Origin of the sequence: Gardnerella sp. Marseille-Q9185, assembly GCF_046508745.1 — a bacterium.
In the GTDB taxonomy this organism is placed as follows: Bacteria; Actinomycetota; Actinomycetes; order Actinomycetales; family Bifidobacteriaceae; genus Bifidobacterium; species Bifidobacterium greenwoodii.
The window spans coordinates 260,769-281,740 of sequence record NZ_JBKFWK010000001.1 but is presented as its reverse complement, the minus strand read 5'-3'; the positions used below and the strand labels follow the sequence as shown (position 1 = coordinate 281,740).

The following is a 20,972-nucleotide window of genomic DNA, read 5'->3' as shown; positions in this document are numbered from 1 at the left end:
CGCAAATTATAGTAAAGAACGCATTAAGATCGAGGTTCATTACTACAGCAATATGAAAGATGCCGAAGACGACAATATTGCTAACCAAGATCCTTTAGGTAAATATGTACATGTAAAATACATTGCTAATCTTAATTCTAGTGACAATTCTTTTGATAAGTGGGCATTCCGTCCAATGTGGTGGTACGGTGTTCCATCAGGTTTAACAGACGTACACGATATTAATTATAGTCGTTTTGAAAAATACACAGGTGACGGTAACCCTGTTCCTTCTCGTCCTGGTCTTCACAGAGAAGATGAAAATGTTACTAAACATTATGCTAATTCAAAGGATTGGAAAGGCATTTCCAATTTCTATATCACAGACCCAAGCAAACTTACCTCTATGAATGGCTTAAAAACGCTTTTGGGTATTGATGGTAACCAGAACCATGGATACGATAAAACTGGTAATACTGCAGGTAATTGGGCAGATTATTACGACGCAACAAAAGGTATGCAAGGAATGTTTGTCGACTGGGAATCTGCCGGTAAGCGTTTTTATCAAATGACTTATGTTGCAGAACTTACCGATCAAGCATGGAAACAACGCGATGAGCATCCTTTGCGTTTTGCTGCTGGCGTTTACCGTTTTGCTGGTAATTGGCATATTGCTACTGGTCAGACTCATCATGCTCCAAAGATTGCAGACAGCTTGAAGGTTAAGTATCCAGATCGTACGCCAGTTGCGAAGGTTAACCAACTGACTGATGAAGAACAAGGCAAAGTTAAGGACGCAATCTATAACGCTAATAAAGATGCAACTCCTCACTTCAGTGATTTGCTTGACGGAACTGCTGGCATAGAAGTTGCTGCAGACGGTACTGCAAAGCTTACTTTCAAAGACAATACAACTCTTACCATGCCTGGTAATTTACTGGTTATGGAGCAGAAGCGGGATCGTGATTTATACCCACCAACCTACCCGGCTCCAGTTCCTGCAGTAGATCCTGATAAGCCAAATGCTGAAGAGCAGAAGGCTATTATCAAGGCTATTAAGGATGCGAATAAGAGTAACGACTTCAGCAAGCATGTAGATTTTAATGGTGCTGACACATTTACGTTTGATGACTCAGGTAAGCAGCTGAAGGTTAAGTACAATGACAATTCCGAGCTTGCAATCCCTTATTCTTCTTTGGTGTATCAGGGTGCAAAAATCTCCGATTGGGCGCCTTATTCTGTGCCGGATGTGATTACGGTTGATAACCTCACGAATATTAGTGATGCTGAGGTAACTGCCATTAAGAAAGCATTCGACGATGCCAATAGTGGCTTGGATGTCTACACGAATGCGAAGACTAAGGACTCTACTGGCTACTTAACAATCGATAAAAAGACCGGTAATGCCACGATAAAGTGGGAAGACGGTTCTACAACAGAAATTGATGCATGGCAGTTCCTTAAGGAAAAGGAAAAGACTACACCTGCTCCAGAACCTTCAACGCCTGTTGCTGAAGAAAAGACCTTTACGGTTGATGCACCGGCTTCGCAAACACAAGTCAACTTCAACCCATTCAGTATGGCTGAAAGTGATTTAACAACTAATTCTGCGCAGCTTGACCCTATTAAAGGCGCATTGAAAGCAAAGGGTGGTAAGGATTCTAAGAATCCAAATACAAAAGTAACCATTGATAGCGTTGAATATAGTGTTGAAAACGGTATAGGCTACATCATCTTTAAGGCAAATGGATACAAAGATGCAAAGTATCCAATGGGTATGTTCTTTAAGCAGAGGCCGGGTATGCAAACGCCTAAGGAAACTGAGCATACAAGTGGAATCTATAAGTATAAGGTAACTCCAATAGAGTATACAGGTAATGATCCAACTCCTCAGCAGCAGATTCAGGCTTTAAAAGATTTTGTTAAATCTAACTATGGAACTGATATTTCTAACGATGCTTCTGCTGCCGGCGGTACATATGTTCTGAAAAGAACTGATATTCCAGTTCAGGGTACTTCCGGACTACAATTCTATGATAAAAATTCATCAGATGGAGCTGGTGTAGCAACAATAGGTTTATCTACTACATCAACTGATGGTAGCTTGACGATTCAAGGGTATGAGAAGGGTGATAGTAATATTAAGACTCTATTCACCGTTCCAGCAACAGAGTTGTATGTTAAGAAGAATACTAGTGGCATGGATCACACTGTTTCGGATTTGAAGGATCTTGCTAAAAAGATTCGCGATGCAAAGAAAAACAGTGGTGTAACAGACAACGATTTCAAGCGAGCTGGTATCGATAATACTGATGACAATACCATCAACGGCATGAATGAGAAGCAGCTTCGTGAGCTTATTCGCAAGCTTACCGATGCCACAAAGTCTGTGTATAAGTACAATACAAATCCGTACGGGGTTGATAATCCAACGGCATCACCGACTGACGATGATTTCCAAGCTGCAGTTAAGCAATTCCTGAAAGCCAATTACGACGATAGTAAAGCAACTGAAGCTAATAAGATTGATAAGCTTAACTTCTTTGTTCCAAACACTGCAACTCTAACAGGTAAGGGTTGGACTCCAAAGGCAGGTACTTCCTGCTTGGAGCTTAAGTCAGATTCTGCAACGTATGGCATTACTACTGTGAGCATGAATAATGATGACAGCGCGAGTGCTGACTTTAAGAATGGTGATACTGTTCTGTTCACGGTATCTAAAGATAAGCTCTACAAGAAGAAGGCCGAGTCTAAGCCAGCTCCATCCACTGACGAACTCGAGAAGCTCAAGAAGCAGGCGGAGGAGATTATCAACCGTAATCCTAAGCTTACTGAGGATCAGAAGACAGACTACATAAATCAGATTAAGAATGCTAAGAACAAGGAGGAAATCCAGGAGATTCTCAAGAAGGCCAATGAGCAGGCTGGTAAGAATAATGTAAATCCTGGCGACATCAAGAAGAAAGAGAAAGAAGAAAAGGAGAAGCGCGAGAAAGAGAAGCGCGAAAAAGAACAGCAAAATAAACTTGCTGAAGATAAAACCAAAGCCAAAGAAGCTCTCAAGAACCTGACTAATCTGACTGATGGTGAGTCTGGCGATAAGAATAAGCTATCAGGTGAAATTGATAAGGCTAAAACTCCTGAGGAAGTTAATAATATTCTCGAAAAGGCCAAGGCGATTAACGACGCTCGAGGTGCTTTGAAGGAAGGTGCGCTTCCATTCTTAAGCCACGGCAAGTCTGATAGTAACGACGATAAGGCTCTTAAGGAGTTAATCGGCGCTGACATAACCAAGAAGGATGAGACCCTCACTGCTTTGGAAAATGCCATTAAGGACATTTCCAGCGCTCAAACCAGCGCCATCCGCACTGCTCTTGACGCTGCAACTCGCAAGAACGGCATTAACGAGCAAGCTGCAAGGCAGGCTGCTAACGCCAAGATTGCTGAGTTTGAGAATAAGCTTGAAGCTGCTGAAAAGGTTCTTAACGATAACACAACAATCAAAGCTGAAGATAAGACCAAAGCTACTACTGATATAGCGACTGCAAAGTCTGCTATAACAACCGCTAAGGAGTCTGTAAAGAAAGCTACCAAGCCTTCTGAAATGTTGACTCAGCTTACCAATGTTGAAACTAAGTTCAAGGACGCTGATGGTAAGGTCAATGATGCAGTTAACAATGCTCAGAAGGAAAACAAGAAGCAGAATACCAACGATCCTGATGCTAAAGCTTTCGAGAAAGAGAAGAATGACGCTAAGGGTGAGATTGATAAGATTCCTGGCTTGTCTAAAGAAGAAAAAGACAAGTATAAGGAACAGATTGACCACTCTACTCATAAGGGCGATCCTGAGGCAATTGTAAATCAGGCTAAGAAGCACAAGAAGATTGAAGCTGCTCTTAAAGCTATTGACAACTTCGAGCATTTGAACAATGCTCAGAAGGATGCTTTCAAGGCAATCCTCAAGGATACTGATGCCTCTGATCACACCAATCCTGACGGTACAACTTCTGATGATATCGATGATGTACTTGCTAACGCTGCAAACACCGATAATGCTATGGCTCGTCTTGAGGAGCTTAAGAAGAAAGCCAATGACTTTAAGAATGAGAAGGACAGCAAGTATTCTAAGCTTACTAATTCTGAAGACGATCAGAATAAGAAGAAAGCATTTGATGGCTATCTGGCGGATGCAACAACGCTAACTACAGCTGACAAGGGTGCTGATAAGGGAGCTGATGAAGTCAATACGTTGTATAACGATCTTCTGAAAGCGATGCGCGCTATTGATCCTGATGCAAAAAGTGCTGGTCTAAAGACTGATGCTCTTAAGAATGAGATTGACACCGATAAGACCTTTAAGCCAAGCGAAACTGATCCCAAGACCCCAGGCAATTCTGTTTACAACACGGCTTCTAAAGCTAAGAAAGATGAGTTTGATAAAGCGTTGGGTGAAGCTCAAACGGTTTTGAATGCTGCCAAGACTGCTGATACTTCTACTGCAGATAAAGAAGCCGCTGAACAGAAAGAAATCGATGCTGCTCTTGACAAGCTTATTAAAGCTCGTTTAGCTTTAGACGGTGTAAACACTGATGCTTTACAAGCTGAAGTAACTAAAGACGGTGCATTGAAAGATGGCATCTCATATAAGAATGCTTCACAAGCTAAGAAAGACGCATTTGATAAAGCACTCAAAGATGCACAAGACCTTATTTCTCAATTAGGTGATCTTGAAGGCACAGGTAAACAATACGCAGGCAAGTCTCAAAAAGAAAAGCAAGCTCTTGTTGATAAGGCTCTCCAGACTCTTAAAGAAGCAGCTGCCGCTCTTGACGGTAAGGAGCCAACTCCAGCGCCGACCCCAACTCCTGCTGCTGATAAGACTGCTTTGGCTGCTGAGATTGCTTTGGATAGCACTATTGGCCGCCGCATGTCTTACATTGTTTCGCCTTTGGATAAGCAGGATGCTTATAATGCGGCTTTGGCTGAAGCTCGTCGCGTTTACGGTGATTCTAATGCAACTCAGGAGCAGGTGAATGCTGCTGTTGAGGCTTTGCGCGCTGCGGCTCGAGCTTTGAGTGGTTATGGTTCTGTTGATAATGATGTGAGCCCACTTCCAAGCCCAAGCCCAGTCCCTGGTGGCGCTGGTTTTGGTGTGAACGATAATGCGCCTACTACTGTGGATAAGGGCGAGTTGAACGTTCAGATTGATAGTGCTGAAGCTGACTCTCAGCCTGGCAATGCTGGAGCTGGCAACAACAACGCTGGTAACAACAATGCTGGCAACGCAAACGCCAACGCTGCTAACGCCAACAACAATGCTGCTAATGCTGCAAATTCTGCTGCTGTGAATGCTGCGGTTGAAAATTCGCCGGCTGTGAAGCAGGCTGATGCTCAAGTTGCTAAAGCTCAGGCGGCTTTGGACTCTGCTTTGGCTGAGGCTAAGAAGGTTGCTGCTGATCCTAACGCAACTCAGGCTCATGTTGATGCTGCAGCTCAGAAGCTTTCTGCTGCTCGTAAGGCTTTGGCCGCTGCTAAGGCTCATGCGGCTCAGGTGCGTGCTTCTGTGCGTGCTCAGGTGTTGAAGAGTGGTGTTTCTAAGCTGAGTAAGACTGGTAGCAACGTGTCTGTGATTGGCTTGCTTGCTACGGTTGCTGCTGCTGGTGCTGCGTTCTTCGTGAGCAAGCGCCGCGGAATCTCCCGCCATAGCAACAACTAGGCGAGAGGCTGCAAAGCCAGTAAAGCATGTAAAGCCTGCAAAGCCTGCTGCTTTGCTAGACAATAAATAAATAAATAAATAAATAAATAAATACTTGCCCCACTTCGCATCTTTCTTCACTCCGCGAAGTGGGGCATTTTCGTATGCGAATATTTTTATTTAACACGAATTGAAACAGTCACGAAAATATGGGAGAATTGCCACATGACTACAGTTATTATGCATACTTCTGAAGGCGATATTAAAATCAACCTGTTTGATACCAAAGCGCCTGAAACCGTCAAAAATTTCGTTGGCTTAGCTACCGGTGAGCGCGAGTGGCTTGACCCATTCAGTGGAGAACCTTCGCATGAGCCATTTTACGATGGTTTAACTTTCCACCGCATTATTAAGGAATTTATGATTCAGGGTGGATGCCCACTTGGTAACGGAACTGGCGGTCCTGGCTACGAGTTTGACGATGAAATTGACGCATCCTTGAAGTTCAACAAGCCTTATTTACTCGCTATGGCAAATGCTGGAAAGCGTCGCGGTCGTGACGGTCGTTTGCATGGCACTAACGGCTCGCAGTTCTTCATCACAACCGTTCCAACTCCATGGCTTGACGGTCATCATACAATTTTCGGCGAAGTCGCTGACGATGAATCCAAGGCTGTTGTAGATAAGCTCGAGTCGGTTGCAACAGATCGCTCTGATGCTCCTCTTGAGCCTGTTGGCATTATTTCTATTGAAGTTTTGTGAAGTTTAAGCTGTAAATAAATCAGCAATAAAAAAGCGAGCTTTATAGTTAAGCCCTGCAAGATTCCTTGCAAAACCTAGCTATAAAACTCGCTTCGGTTGTTCAACCTTCTTCTGTTATGCATTATCCATTGTAAGTATTTTATTCATTACTTTAAAAAGTAATTCGTGCGCTGTAAGCTCACATAAGCTTGCCTACAGCGCTTAAGTTCGCGCTTATTATCGCTTATTCTTTAACACTTTGGTAAAGCGAAGACCCAGATTCCTGGAACTTCTTGCTCATCTCTTTCATGCCGTCAGCAATAGCCTGGTTTCGAGCTTCTTCAACAAGCTGCTCCTGCTGTGCAGCTCCACCAAAGCGCTTACGAATATTTTGCGAAATAGCCATCGAGCAGAACTTTGGTCCGCACATCGAGCAGAAATGCGCCATTTTTGCTGGTTCTGCAGGAAGCGTATCGTCGTGGAAGGCGATTGCGGTATCTGGATCGTAGCTTAAGTTGAACTGATCCAACCAGCGGAACTCAAAACGAGCCTTACTAATAGCGTTGTCGCGATCCATAGCATGTGGATGATGCTTAGCAAGATCAGCCGCATGGCAAGCAATCTTGTACGCAATTACGCCCTGCTTCACGTCGTCTTTGTTAGGCAATCCCAAATGTTCCTTAGGGGTTACGTAGCAAAGCATTGCCGTGCCGTAGCGCGCAATTTCTACGCCGCCAATTGCGGAAGTAATGTGATCGTATCCTGGGGCAGTGTCGGTAGTCAAAGGACCAAGCGTATAGAATGGAGCATTCTGGCAAATCGCCTTCTCCATTTCAATATTCATGCGCACAGTGTCGAATGGCACGTGGCCAGGGCCTTCAATCATAACTTGCACATCATGCTGCCAAGCAATCTTAGTAAGCTCGCCAAGTGTCATAAGTTCGGAAAGCTGAGCAGCATCGTTTGCATCAGCCAAGCTACCTGGGCGCAAGCCGTCACCCAAAGAGAATGCAACATCGTACTTTGCAAAAATCTCACACAATTCTTCAAAGTGCGTGTACAAGAAGCTTTCCTGATGATGCTGCAAGCACCATTCAGCCATAATCGAGCCGCCTCGAGAAACAATGCCGGTTACGCGGTTTGCAGTAAGCGGCACGTAGCGAAGAAGCACGCCAGCGTGAATAGTCATGTAGTCAACGCCCTGCTCGCACTGCTCAATAACAGTGTCGCGGAAAAGCTCCCAGCTTAGCTTAGAAGCGTCATCCTCAACCTTTTCCAAAGCCTGGTACATTGGCACAGTGCCGATCGGCACAGGGGAGTTGCGCAAAATCCATTCGCGCGTCGTGTGAATATCGTTACCGGTGGAAAGATCCATAACGGTATCCGCACCCCACTTCGTTGCCCACGTAAGCTTTTCAACTTCTTCGTCAATAGAAGAAGTTACGGCAGAATTGCCCATGTTTGCGTTGAGCTTAGTTAAGAAGCGTGAGCCAATAATCATAGGCTCTGCCTCAGGGTGGTTAATATTGCAAGGAATTACAGCGCGTCCTGCTGCAAGTTCGGAGCGAACAAGCTCTACGTCGCAATTTTCGCGCGTAGCAACATACTGCATTTCTGGGGTTACAATTCCGTGGCGAGCGTACCACATTTGCGTAATCGGATGATCCGCGCCCTTCATTGGCTTATGAGTGCGACCACGCCATTCTTTAGAAGCCTTACCGCGTTTAATTGCGCGCTTTCCGTCGTCTTGAAGATTACGCCTGCGACCCTCATATTCCACAACGTCACCACGGTCGCGAATCCAGTCAAGGCGAAGCGGAGCCAAGCCTTCCTTAGGATCGCACTTTGGACCTTCAGTATTGTAGTCCTTAAAAGGCGGGTTAGGGCCAACGCCAGGAGTGTCCGAAAGCTTAATCTCAGTGTATGGAACTTCCAAATCGTAAGAACCGTACTCGTATTCAAAATGAACTGGAGTAGTTTTGCGAATATGAGCCTTGTCTCTCTGAGTGCATCCGCGTGATGCAATATCTACGCGCTGCTGCTTAGCTAACTTTGCTGCTTCTTTTGCTTCTTTAGCGTTAATAAAAGTTGGTTTCTTTTCTTCTTTTTCTGCAGACTTTTTTTCCTTATTTTCTGCAGAAATTACGCGCTTAGCGTAGCCGTGCTTGCTTTCTTGGCGAACCGACTTCCAGCTTTCAACAAAATCATGCATTGTTGATTCTGGAGTTTGTGAAGCATAAATCGGTTCTGTAACGAAGAAGCCTGCAGCTTTTGTGCGAGCAATCATAGATACGTCTTCAAGCTGAGTTTTTCCGCCAACAAGAACAGGGAAGTCGCTTGCGGAGCAAATCGTATTGATTTTTGCTTCGTCCAACGTTGTGTGATTTGCTTCCAATTCGTAAGAGGCAGTAGAGTTTTCTTGCCCCTCTTCTGGGTTTCGCATTGCTGTTACGCAAATGTAGTCAATGCAACCGTCTGGAAGCTCGTTAATAACCTTAACTAAGCTTTCTGTTTCAACTGTTAAACCAATAACAGCATCCTCACCAAGCAAAGCGCGCGCTTCTCTAGGTTCCATGTCGCTTTGAGCTAAGTGAACGCCGTCAACTTTAATGCTTTGATTTCTAGCCTGCCAAGCAACATCAACTCGCTCGTCAATAACAAAAGTTACTGAATCACACTTGTTATTGTCTTCAATAATTTGCGCAATATCTCGAGCAATAGTTGTGATTTCTTTTGCGCTCTCATCGTTTGCGTGCAAACGAATCAACGTTGCTCCTGCGCGCAAAGCATCATCAACAATATCGGTAAGCGGACGATTATTACAAGCTTTTGGGTCTGCAATAAAGCAGGCGGTGAGATTGAACTGATCACGCATTGATGCGTATGGATAATTCGAGGTCATACTAAAATCGTTGCTCCCTACGTTGTATTAACTAAACAGGTTCGAAGGGTTAGGCTTTGCCTATCTCAGCCTTCTAAAAGAAAGCACCCCTGCAAATGTCGAATTATCAGCCATTTTACACGATTACATGCACTTTTTAGTAAAGGCATGTTGCGAAGACTTCGTTCTTGTAAAGTTTTCACAACATGCCTTAGTTGTAAAGTTAGAGTTTGTAAGTTTTAGCGCTCGTGGTGATTTATAGTGCGTGAAATAAAATCTCCCAAGCTTTGCACAATCTGAACAAGAATAATGCAGAGCACCACGGCAACCGTCATAACATCGTACTGGTAGCGCTGGTAGCCGTAACGTATTGCAATATCTCCAAGTCCGCCAGCTCCAACTGTTCCAGCCATTGCACTAAAACCAAAAAGCGTAATGAATGTAAGAGCAGCGCCGCGAATAAGCGAAGGCAAAGCTTCCCAAAGCAGCACTTTGCACACAATTTGAAGTTTGCTTGCTCCAAAGCTTTGTGCAGCTTCAATTAAGCTTCCGTCAACTTCTGCCAAAGACTGTTCAACAATTCGCGCCACAAACGGAGCTGCTGTAATAACAAGCGGCACAATAGCTCCTGGAACTCCAAGAGATGTGCCAACAAGTAGGCGAGTGAACGGAATTAAAGCAACAAGAAGAATAATAAACGGCACTGAGCGCACAATATTAACAATCCAGCCAATAACAGCGCTTAAAGTTGCGTTTGGGCAAATGCCCTTTTTGCTCGAAATAATAAGCAGCACACCAATTGGAAGGCCAATTGCATAAGCTAAAAGTGTTGCAACAGAAGTCATTACTAAAGTATCTTGCACGCCTTCAATTAGTAAATCGCCATAGTTATCAATAAATTGTGTAGCAGTTTCTAGCATTTTACTTCACCTCGCCTGCAAGTGTGTAGTTTTCGGTAAAACTCTTCTTATTTCTATGATTTTCTACTTTGTCGTCTGCAATAAGCGTGCGCAAAATATCGCTTTGTGGATTTGCGAAAAGCTCTGCAGTATCTCCTAATTCCACAATATTTCCGCCGTCAATCATTGCCACACGGTCGCAAATATTTCTAGCAACTGCCAAAGAGTGCGTAATAATAACGAGCGTCACGTTAAGCTCGCGGTTAATTCGGCGCAATAAGTCAAGTATTTGAGCTGTTGTAGTGGAGTCGAGTGCGCTTGTAGCTTCGTCGCAAAGCATAATCGAAGGATTATTTGCCAAGGCTCGAGCGATTGCTACGCGCTGCTGCTGTCCGCCGGAAAGCTGGCTAGGGTAGCGGTTAGCAAAATCCTGCAATCCAACCAAGTCGAGCAAATAGTGTGCGCGCTCTTCACGTTCTTTTTTTGGAGTGTGATTTAGTTCAAGCGGAAAAGTTACGTTTCGCAATACTGTTCGCTGCTGGAAAAGACTAAAGTTTTGGAAAATCATTCCAATATTCGCGCGAACTTTAGCAAGCTCTTTATCTTTTACTTCGCTAATATCGTTGCCGTCAATTATAACTTTTCCGGAAGTTGGCCTCTCAAGCAGATTCATGCAGCGCACTAATGAAGATTTACCGGCACCGGAAGAGCCAAGTATTCCGAATACTTCGCCAGATTCAATGGTGAGATTAATATCGTGCAATGCTTCATGCGCTTCGCTACCTTTTCCGTAGCTTTTATGAAGATGTTCAATCTGAATCATGCTTATTCCCTAACAGCTTATTATTCTTAGGATACTTTAGGTAAGTTCAATACTTAACTAAAATATCTACACTACGTATATTACAAACTAAAAAATACTAAAAATACTGCCGCAAAGCACACGCCTTGTGGCAGTATGTGGCTACTTTTTATTCTTTAGAAAACTGGAAGCACAGCGCCCTTATAGTTCTTATTAATATAATCGCGAACTGCACTTGTTTTCAAAGCTTTAATCAAGGCTTTAATCTTAGCCAGCTTTTCTGAACCCTTCTTTACAACAATAATGTTTTCGTAAGTTTTAGCGGCAATGCCACCAACTTTTTCGGAAGTAAGAGGATCCTTAGTTGGGTTAAAACCAGCCTGAATAGCGTAGTTTCCGTTCATTGCAGCAAGATCAACATCCTTAATAGCTGTTGGAACTGCAGACGGGTCAAGCTCCTTGAACTTCAAATTCTTAGGATTGCTCGTAATGTCGTTAACTGTTGATTTTACATCCTTTGGATTCTTCAACTTAATCAAGCCGGCATCCTGAAGAAGCAGAAGTGCGCGAGCTTCATTAGAAGGATCGTTTGGAACTGCAATAGTAGCGCCGTTAGCCAAATCCTTAATGGTTTTTGTCTTTCCCGGGTAAAGTCCAAATGGCTCAAAATGGATTCCTGCAATTGAAATCAGGTGCGAGCCCTTTTCCTTATTGTAGTTGTCCAAGTATGGAAGATGCTGGTAGTAGTTTGCGTCAACTTCACCTTCTTCGGTTGCAGCATTTGGCTGAACGTAGTCGGTGAATTCCTTAACAACAAGCTTGTAACCTTCTTTTTTCAAAACTGGTTTCACAACATTGTTAAGAATTTCCGCATGTGGGGTTGGCGTTGCTGCTATGGTAATTGTCTTATCATCGCCGTTTGCGCCTTTAGTGCTTCCGCATCCGCTTAAAGCAAAAGTTGCGAGTGCTGCGAGTGCTGTGAGTGATGCAATAACTTTAATCCTGCGCATATTTTCTTCTCCTTGGTTTGTTTACCTGTTTGTTTGTTGTGTTTGTTGTTTGTTTTTTTTTTTATTTTGTTTTTACGTTTCTCCCCTTCGCGAGTAACGAGTTCTCAATATAGGCCAGAAAAATCAAGAATTCTACAATTTGCTTATTAGTAATATTTATGACGTGTTACTAATCCGCATGCTTACGGCATGGCTGGGGAAAAATAAGTTTTTCAACACGTCGCTTAATTGCGTAACGCATGCTATTAAACTAGTAAATATGAGTTTTTTGCGATTGGCATTAGCGCAGATAGATACCTGCGTTGGAAATATTGATAGCAATGTTGAAAAAGTGGTGAAATACGCAACTTGCGCCGCAAATAATGGTGCGAATATGGTTGTGTTTCCAGAAATGACATTAACCGGATATCCGATTGAAGATCTTGCTTTAAGAGGAACTTTCCGTGCGGTCGCGCAAAAAGCTGCAGAGTCTCTTGCTAAAAAACTTTCGGAAGAAGGCTTGGGTGAGCTTTACGTAGTAGTTGGCACTGTTGGTTTCGACGAATCTGCAGGAAAGCCTCGTAACCGTCTACTTGTTCTTCACAAAGGCGAATCAGTGCTTCAGTACGATAAGCATTTTTTGCCAAATTACGGCGTTTTTGACGAGTTTCGTATTTTCTCTTCCGGAAATAAGTGCGAAATTTTGCAGATTAATAATATGCGTCTTGGCTTTGCTATTTGTGAAGACATTTGGCAAGATGGCGGACCTGTTGCGCGCTTAGCAGAACTTGGTATTGATGCTCTTATAACAATGAACGGCTCTCCTTACGAGGAAGGTAAAACTCATGTGCGCTTGAATTTGGCTAAAAAGCGTGCTGAGGAAGTTCATGCTCCAGTTGTGTACGTGAATCAGGTTGGTGGCCAAGACGATTTAGTTTTTGACGGCGGAAGTTTTGTTGTTGATGTTGACGGAACTTTGCTTGAGCGCTCGCCAATGTTTGCTGAAGACTTGTCTTTTATTGATTTTGACACTTCGCTTTCTTCTCAAAAAACTTCTAGTATTGCTCCAAAACTGGATTCGGACGAAGAAGTTTACAGCGCTTGCGTTCTGGGTCTTCGCGACTACATGCGTAAAAACGGTTTTAAAGGCGTGTGCTTAGGTCTTTCTGGCGGTATTGATTCAGCTTTAGTTGCAACTATGGCTGCGGACGCGTGTGGCGGCGAAAATGTTCACGGAATTTCCATGCCGAGCATGTATTCTTCTGACGGCTCTAAGGATGATGCGTGCGATTTAGCAAATCGCATTGGTGCTCACTACGATGTGCAGCCGATTGAGCCTATTTTTAAGGCTTTTCAGTCTCAGCTTGATTTGCAAGGTGTTTCTGCAGAAAACTTGCAGGCTCGCGTTCGTGGAGTAATCGTAATGGCTTACTCAAATTCTCTAGGAGTGTTGGCGCTCGCAACTGGTAATAAATCAGAGCTTGCTTGCGGATATTCAACAATTTATGGAGATGCGGTAGGAGGGTATGCTCCTATTAAAGATTTGCTAAAAACGCGTGTTTGGGCGCTTTCTCGCTGGCGCAATCGTGCAGCTAAAGCCGGAGTAGGCGTTGGAATGTTAAAAATTGTTGGTTTTGAGGATGCTAAAAAGACGCAAGCTCCTAAAGACGGCATATTGATTCCAGTAAACTCTATTGTTAAACCGCCTAGCGCGGAGCTTCGTCCGGGGCAAAAAGATTCCGATTCTTTGCCTGAATATGAGCTTCTTGACCGTGTCTTACAAGCTCATATTGAGCATGCTCACGGAAGGGCTGATTTGCTTGCCGACGGTTTTGACTCTAATACGGTAGATACGGTTATGCGTTTGGTAGATCGCGCCGAGTGGAAGCGCAGGCAGTATCCGTTGGGTCCAAAAGTAAGCGCTATTGCTTTTGGTAGGGATCGAAGAATGCCTGTTACAACCGCTTTTCGAGAATAAAATGTGACATATCTCACTAGATTTCTTGCAAAACTCCTCGCGCACTTTTCTACGTATGCCTTAATATTGTTATTAAGACAGCGTGAAGGTGCGCTGCATTACAAAAGGAGCTTAAAAATGACATCGGTTGATGCTTCCGTTCTCAACGAAGAGGATCTTCGCACCAAAGCTTGGGACGGTTTTGAAAGTGGCAACTGGCAGAAAGATATTGACGTTCGTGACTTCATTTTGAAGAACTATACGCCATATGAAGGCGACGAAAGCTTCTTGGCTAATGCCACAGAAAAAACGAAGCACATGTGGAAGTATCTTGACGACAACTACTTGGCTGTTGAGCGTGAGCGTCGCGTATACGATGTTGAAACTCATATTCCTGCAGGTATTGACGCCATGCCAGCAGGTTATATTGAAAGCCCAGAAGTAGATAACGTAATCGTAGGTCTTCAAACTGATGAGCCTTGCAAGCGCGCTATGATGCCAAACGGCGGTTGGCGTATGGTTGAGCAGGCTATTAAGGAAGCTGGTAAGGAAGTAGATCCTCAAATTAAGAAGATTTTTACCGTTTACCGCAAGACGCATAACGATGGCGTGTTTGGTGTTTACACCAAGAATATTAAGATTGCTCGCCACAACAAGATTTTAACCGGTTTGCCAGATGCTTACGGCCGTGGTCGTATTATTGGCGATTATCGTCGCGTTGCTTTGTACGGTGTGAACATGCTTATTGAGTTCAAGAAGCGTGACAAGGATTCGATTCCATACCGCAACGATTTTACCGAGACCGAGATTGAGCATTGGATTCGCTTCCGCGAAGAGCATGATGAGCAGATTAAGGCTTTGAAGCAGCTTATTAACTTGGGTAACGAGTACGGTTTGGATTTGACTCGTCCAGCACAGACTGCTAAGGAAGCTGTTCAGTGGACTTACATGGGCTACCTTGCTTCTGTTAAGAGCCAGGATGGCGCTGCAATGAGCTTCGGCCGCGTTTCTGCATTCTTTGATTGCTACTTTGAGCGCGATTTGAAGGCTGGTTTAATTAACGAAACCGACGCTCAGGAAATTATTGATGCTCTTGTTATGAAGCTTCGTATTGTGCGCTTCTTGCGTACTAAGGATTACGACGCAATCTTCTCGGGAGATCCTTACTGGGCAACTTGGTCCGATGCAGGCTTTAGCGAGGATGGTCGCACTTTCGTGACCAAGACTTCGTTCCGTCTGCTCAACACTTTGACTCTTGAGCATTTGGGACCGGGTCCTGAGCCAAACATCACTATTTTCTGGGATCCAAAGCTTCCAGAAGCCTACAAGCGTTTCTGCGCACGAATCTCTATTGACACTTCTGCAATTCAGTACGAGTCAGATAAAGACATTCGTGAGCACTGGGGTGACGATGCTGCTATTGCTTGCTGCGTTTCACCAATGCGTGTTGGTAAGCAAATGCAGTTCTTCGCTGCACGCGTGAACTCCGCTAAGGCTTTGCTTTACGCTATTAACGGTGGTCGCGACGAAATGACCGGCATGCAGGTTATTGACAAGGGCGTTATTGAACCAATTCGCCCAGAAGCCGACGGTACTCTCGACTATGAGAAAGTTAAGGCCAACTACGAGAAGGCTTTGGAATGGCTTTCCGAGACTTATATTGAGGCTTTGAACATAATCCACTACATGCACGATAAGTACGCTTACGAGTCCATTGAAATGGCTTTGCACGATAGGGAAGTCTACCGTACGCTTGGTTGCGGTATGTCCGGCTTGTCTATTGCAGCGGATTCTTTGGCTGCCTTGAAGTATGCAAAGGTTTACCCAATCTACAACAAGGATGCTAAGAATACTGAAGGCCACGAGTACGAGTACATCGAAGGCGCAGACGACGATTTGGTGGTCGGCTACAAGACGGTTGGTGAATTCCCAATCTACGGTAACGACGATGATCGCGCCGACGACTTGGCAAAGTGGGTTGTAAGCACAGTTATGGGCCAGGTGAAGCGTTTGCCTGTGTATAGAAACGCCGTGCCGACACAATCAATTTTGACAATTACCTCTAACGTTGAATACGGCAAAAACACCGGTTCTTTCCCGTCTGGACACAAAAAAGGCACGCCGTACGCACCAGGCGCAAACCCAGAAAATGGAATGGATTCTCACGGAATGCTTCCATCTATGTTTTCTGTTGGTAAGATTGATTATGACGATGCCCTCGATGGCATCTCACTGACCAATACCATTACTCCTGATGGTTTAGGTCGAGATGAAAGTGAGAGGATTGATAACTTGGTCGGCATTCTGGATGCTGGCAACGGTCACGGACTGTACCACGCAAACATTAACGTGTTGCGTAAGGAACAGCTCGAGGACGCAGTTGAACATCCAGAAAAGTACCCGCATTTGACGGTGCGAGTTTCTGGCTACGCGGTGAACTTCGTGAAGCTCACTAAGGAACAGCAGCTCGACGTTATTTCTCGTACGTTCCATCAAGGATCAGTCTCTGACTGACTCATCTAATCTATGAGCGCCGGGAGCGAGCTTAGCTTCGCTCCCGGTTTACTTATTTGCATAACGGTTAGACGCAAGTTTACTGTTGCAACAGTTACACATTGCAATAGTTACACATTGCAATAGTTACACACAGTTAAATAAGTTTGGAGGGCAGAAAAGTGGTTGAAAATACAGCGTTTCGTACTACTACTCAGCATATGCTCAAAGAGTCAAAAGAGTATGCTCGTCAAACTTTAATGGGTGGACTTTCCGGCTTTGAATCTCCAATTGGGCTAGATCGTAAAGATCGCCTTGTTGCTCTTAAAACAGGCGATATTGGGTTTGTGCATTCGTGGGATATTAACACTTCTGTTGATGGCCCGGGAACTCGTATGACAGTGTTTATGAGTGGTTGCCCGCTTCGCTGCCAGTATTGCCAGAATCCTGATACTTGGAAAATGCGCGACGGAAAGCCAGTCTACTTAGATGCGATGATTAAAAAAGTTGACCGTTATCAAAGTCTTTTTAAGGCAACAGGCGGCGGAATCACTTTTTCTGGCGGCGAGTCCATGATGCAACCAGCTTTTGTATCTAGAGTTTTTCGTGCTGCAAAAGAAATGGGCGTGCATACTTGCTTAGATACTTCGGGCTTTTTGAATCGCAATTATACGGATGAAATGATTGACGACATTGATCTTTGCCTTCTTGACGTTAAATCCGGAACTGAAGAAACGTATAAAAAAGTAACTGGCGGCTTGCTTCAGCCAACTATTGACTTTGGTCAGCGATTGGCGAAGGCTGGTAAGAAGATTTGGGTGCGTTTTGTGCTAGTTCCAGGTTTGACCGACAGCGAAGAAAACGTTGAAAAAGTTGCTGAGATTTGCGATTCGTTTGGGGATGCTGTTGAGCATATTGACGTGCTTGGCTTCCATCAGCTAGGCCGCCCAAAGTGGCATGAGCTTAGGATTCCGTACCCTCTTGAGAATCAAAAAGGACCTTCTAGGGCGCTTAAAGAGCGAGTTGTAAACCAGTTCAAAGACCACGGTTTCGTTGTGTACTAGACTGAACCTCGATGCGTTTTAGACAATTTTTGCGTATTGTATTGTTTTTTTTTTTAAAGGATTTTGTATAATTATGCAAATAACCTTTTTTAGAGAAAGGATACGCAATGAAGCGCAGAATAGGTTGTTGGATTGCATTAGCTTTTACATTAGCGTTAGCTATTTTTGTGCGGTGTAACGATCAGTTTGGCTTTGGCACAGCAATTATTATTTTAATTGTTTTGCCTATAATCTTGCTGCCGACAAATATCGTTGCGGCTTTCGATAAGAAACTTCTTATTGAAGTGCCAATAATATCTATTGCTATAACCATTGCTACAGAACTTGCCACTTTCCCAATAAGAGATTTAGGTTTACATACCCTCTACGTTATCCCAACGATTTTGGTTTCGGTGGTTGCGTTTACTCTTACTAGATTCCTTAAAACTAAACTTGTTAAGCGCATAACTGACGAAATAGCAAACAATAAAACAGATTGATTATTTGATTGATTATTTATTTGATTATTTATTTTTGAATAGTCGTAGTTGTGTGCGAAAGTTGAAGCCGTGTTAAAAGATGCATAATCTTTCAACACGGCTTAAATATTTTTTACGGATATTTTGCAAAAAGTACAGAATATTTTGCAAAAAACGTAAGAATTTGGGTAAAGCATGCAGTCGGGAGGCGTACTTGAACGAGGAACCAAAGCTTTTAAAAGAGCCGCGAGAAGGAGTTCCAGAAGTCATTGATACGCTTGAAGCATATAAAGAATATTGCAGTTTATTGGCAGCGGGCTCTGGCCCTTTGGCTGCGGACGCTGAGCGAGCTTCCGGTTTTCGCTACAATCATGAAGATTGGTTGATTCAATTTAAACGCAAGGGTGCAGGAATTGGTTTGCTTGATCCTGTGGCTCTTAAAAATCTCGGTGTTGATTGGCATGAGTTTAACGAGGCAATAGGGGATTCGCCTTGGATTATTCACGACTCTATGCAAGATTTGCCAGGATTTTTCGACATTGGTTTGCGCCCGCGTGACTTATTTGATACGGAAATCGCGGCTAAATTACTTGGCAGAAAGCGTTTTGGTTTAAGTTCTGTAACCGAATATTATTTGGGATTGACGCTCGCAAAAGAACATTCTGCAGCGGACTGGTCTTACCGCCCTCTTCCTAGAGATTGGCGAAATTACGCGGCTTTAGACGTTGAGTTGTTAATCGAACTAGAAGAAGTGATGCGCGGCGAACTTAAAAAGCAAGGAAAATTGGATTGGGCTAAAGAAGAATTTAAGCACTTGCTTATAAAGGGTGCGCAAAAGAAAGCGCCTCATCCTCGTCCATGGCTTAAAATTTCGCATATAAATGTTCTTATGCACGATCGTGTTGGCTTAATAATTGCAAAAGACTTGTGGCAAGAGCGTGATGCTTTAGCTCAAAAATACGATATTGCGCCTAATCTTTTGCTTTCTGACTCAGCAATTATTGAAGCCGGAAAGCGTAAGCCGCGTAATGCTCGCGATTTTCGTTCTATTCGTTCTCTAAACGAGCGCGTGCGCATTCACACAGGCAGCGAACAAGACAAAATGTTTGAACGTTACGCGCCAATTCAGCGCAAAATTAAGCCATCTCTTTGGAAGAATATTATTGAAAAAGCGCTTAATCGTGCAAAATCTGGCGAAACGGCCATGGATGATTTTTCGGAAATTGCGCATAATGATTCTGACGATTTTAAAGATTCTAAAAGTTTGCAGCAGTCTCAAGACGCGCAATCTGCTCCTCGCTCAATGCGCTATTGGAAAGAGCATCATCCTGCTAGATATGAGCGTTTGCAACGAATTCGAGCAGTTCTTACAAGTATTTCGCAAGACACGCATACTCCAGTAGAAGTCATTATTAAACCGCAAATTATTCGTAACTTATGTTGGTGCGAAAATATTACGGATGTTGACGTTTATTCCTTCTTTTTGGAACAAGGCGCTAGGCCATGGCAAGTTGCACTTATTGCTGAGTCCGTAACTCGCGCTATCATGTAACGGTTGTGCCATACGGCAGAAGGTAGAAAACGTAATTTCAGGAGCGCAAGCGTGAAAATCAGCGTCAGGAATCTTGAGCCAACTAAGGTTAAGCTCACTATCACCGCAGATCTCGAAGACTTCAAGCCATTCTTGGATGAGGCTCGTAAGGAGATTGCAAAGCAAATTAACGTGCCAGGTTTCCGTAAGGGTCATGTACCGGGCAAGATTGTAGATCAGCGTGTCGGTTTTGCAGCCGTTGCTGGTGAAGCCGTTAATTCCGCTGTACCAGAGCTTTATTCCAATGCTTTGGAAGAAAAGAAGATTCACCCAATGGATCAGCCAGAGTTTGACGTTCAGGAAGTTCCAACGTCTACTGAAGCTGATGCAACTCTTAAGTTTGTTGCGACCGTTGAGCGTCGTCCAGAGTTCAAGCTGAACAAGTTCAAGGGCGTTGAGATTGAAGTTGAGAAGCCAAAGGTTTCCGACAAGGATGTTAAGGCTCGTTTGGAAGCTCTTCGTCAGCGTTTCGCAACTTTGGTTGGCGTTGACCGTCCAGCTACTAAGGGTGATTACACCAATATTGATTTGGAAGCTCGCATTAACGATGAAGTTGTTGACGCTCAGGAAGGCGTTAGCTACGAAATCGGTTCCGGCGTTTTGCTTGACGGCTTGGATGAGGCTTTGGATAGCCTTTCTGCCGGTGAAGAAACCACTTTTGAAGGCAAGCTTGAGTCCGGTAAGCATAAGGGCGAAAAGGCTCAGATTAAGGTTAAGGTTAATTCCGTAAAGACTCAGGAATTGCCAAAGCTTGATGATGACTTCGCTCAGGAAGCTTCCGAGTTTGACACTTTGAAGGAATTGAAGGCAGAAATTCGCAAGTCTTGCGAACAGGCTGCTGAAGGTCGTCAGGCCACCAACGCTCGTGACGCATTCCTTGTTAAGCTTCAGGAAGAAGTTGAAATTCCTGTGCCAAAGGGTGTTTTGGACAAGGCTGTTGCTGAGCATTTGAAGGGCATGACCCCAGATCCTGAAAAGGCTACTAAGAAGCAGAAGGATGAAGCTCAGAAGGCTGCAGAAAAGGAAATTCGCGACCAGATGGTTCTCGATGCTTTGGCTGAGCAGATGGATGTATCCGTTTCTCAGGCAGATGTCACTAACTTCTTGATTTCTGTTGCTCAGCAGTACGGCATGGATCCAAACCAGTTCATCAATGCAATCGTGAACAACGGTCAGCTTGGTTCCGCTATTCAGGAAGTTGCTCGTTCTAAGGGCTTACTTGCTGGTATGCGTGCTGTAAAGTTTGTTTCTGAAGGCGAGGCTCTTGATTTGAGCGCATTCTTGTCTGAAGAAGATGAAGAAAACGAAAGCGTAGAAGCAGCAACTAAGGCTGCTGCTGTTGCTGACGAGCTTTCTAAGTAGAAGTAGGGTAGAATTAACTAAATTCTAAGCTGCTTTGTAAATGCTTTAACTAAGACCTGGC

Annotated in this window: 12 protein-coding genes and 1 riboswitch; of the genes, 8 read left to right on the top strand and 4 right to left on the bottom strand. The window is 44.1% G+C overall.

Annotation, left to right across the window (positions count from 1 at the left end; all coding sequences use genetic code 11):
• The first annotated feature begins 52 nt into the window (after positions 1–52).
• Entirely contained in the window at positions 53–5,695 is a 5,643-nt protein-coding gene (locus ACLD5M_RS01095; RefSeq protein WP_410314378.1) for a sugar-binding protein, read from the top strand.
• A 204-nt stretch (positions 5,696–5,899) separates the two neighbouring features.
• Positions 5,900–6,436 (top strand): peptidylprolyl isomerase, encoded by a 537-nt coding sequence (locus ACLD5M_RS01090; RefSeq protein ID WP_102694689.1) that lies wholly within the window; start codon positions 5,900–5,902, stop codon positions 6,434–6,436.
• 223 nt (positions 6,437–6,659) lie between these two features.
• Here ACLD5M_RS01090 and thiC read toward each other — a convergent pair whose 3' ends face one another.
• The 4 genes from thiC to ACLD5M_RS01070 form a co-directional block, all read right to left on the bottom strand.
• Entirely contained in the window at positions 6,660–9,317 is a 2,658-nt protein-coding gene (thiC, locus tag ACLD5M_RS01085; RefSeq protein WP_410314377.1) for a phosphomethylpyrimidine synthase ThiC, read from the bottom strand.
• Positions 9,315–9,418, bottom strand: a riboswitch (TPP riboswitch). (Overlaps the previous gene by 3 nt.)
• Positions 9,419–9,535: 117 nt before the next feature.
• Positions 9,536–10,216 carry a methionine ABC transporter permease gene (locus ACLD5M_RS01080; protein WP_375169441.1) on the bottom strand — a complete coding sequence of 227 codons (681 nt, stop codon included), beginning with the start codon at positions 10,214–10,216 and terminating at the stop codon, positions 9,536–9,538.
• 1 nt (position 10,217) lies between these two features.
• The gene (locus ACLD5M_RS01075) at positions 10,218–11,018 is read right to left on the bottom strand and encodes a methionine ABC transporter ATP-binding protein (RefSeq protein WP_410296122.1); all 801 of its coding nucleotides are present in this window, start codon (positions 11,016–11,018) and stop codon (positions 10,218–10,220) included.
• 155 nt (positions 11,019–11,173) lie between these two features.
• Entirely contained in the window at positions 11,174–12,007 is an 834-nt protein-coding gene (locus tag ACLD5M_RS01070) for a MetQ/NlpA family ABC transporter substrate-binding protein (protein WP_410313431.1), read from the bottom strand.
• A 259-nt stretch (positions 12,008–12,266) separates the two neighbouring features.
• Here ACLD5M_RS01070 and ACLD5M_RS01065 point away from each other — a divergent pair, with 259 nt between their 5' ends.
• The 6 genes from ACLD5M_RS01065 to tig all read left to right on the top strand — a co-directional run bounded on the left by ACLD5M_RS01065 (position 12,267) and on the right by tig (position 20,911).
• A complete protein-coding gene (locus ACLD5M_RS01065; RefSeq protein WP_410314376.1) occupies positions 12,267–13,964 on the top strand; it encodes an NAD+ synthase in 1,698 nt (565 codons plus the stop codon).
• Between the two features lie 117 nt (positions 13,965–14,081).
• On the top strand, positions 14,082–16,457 hold the full coding sequence (gene pflB / locus ACLD5M_RS01060; protein ID WP_004137380.1) for a formate C-acetyltransferase: 2,376 nt from the start codon (positions 14,082–14,084) through the stop codon (positions 16,455–16,457).
• A gap of 161 nt (positions 16,458–16,618) precedes the next feature.
• Positions 16,619–17,500, top strand: coding sequence for a pyruvate formate-lyase-activating protein (gene pflA / locus ACLD5M_RS01055; RefSeq protein WP_016637030.1), 882 nt, complete (start codon positions 16,619–16,621; stop codon positions 17,498–17,500).
• A gap of 107 nt (positions 17,501–17,607) precedes the next feature.
• Positions 17,608–17,979: a hypothetical protein gene (locus ACLD5M_RS01050; RefSeq protein ID WP_119521236.1), complete on the top strand. Its 372-nt coding sequence runs from the start codon at positions 17,608–17,610 to the stop codon at positions 17,977–17,979.
• 193 nt (positions 17,980–18,172) lie between these two features.
• The gene (locus ACLD5M_RS01045) at positions 18,173–19,510 is read left to right on the top strand and encodes an HRDC domain-containing protein (RefSeq protein WP_410314375.1); all 1,338 of its coding nucleotides are present in this window, start codon (positions 18,173–18,175) and stop codon (positions 19,508–19,510) included.
• A gap of 51 nt (positions 19,511–19,561) precedes the next feature.
• Complete coding sequence (gene tig / locus ACLD5M_RS01040; protein WP_410314374.1) at positions 19,562–20,911, top strand: trigger factor; 1,350 nt, start codon at positions 19,562–19,564, stop codon at positions 20,909–20,911.
• Positions 20,912–20,972 lie beyond the last annotated feature (61 nt).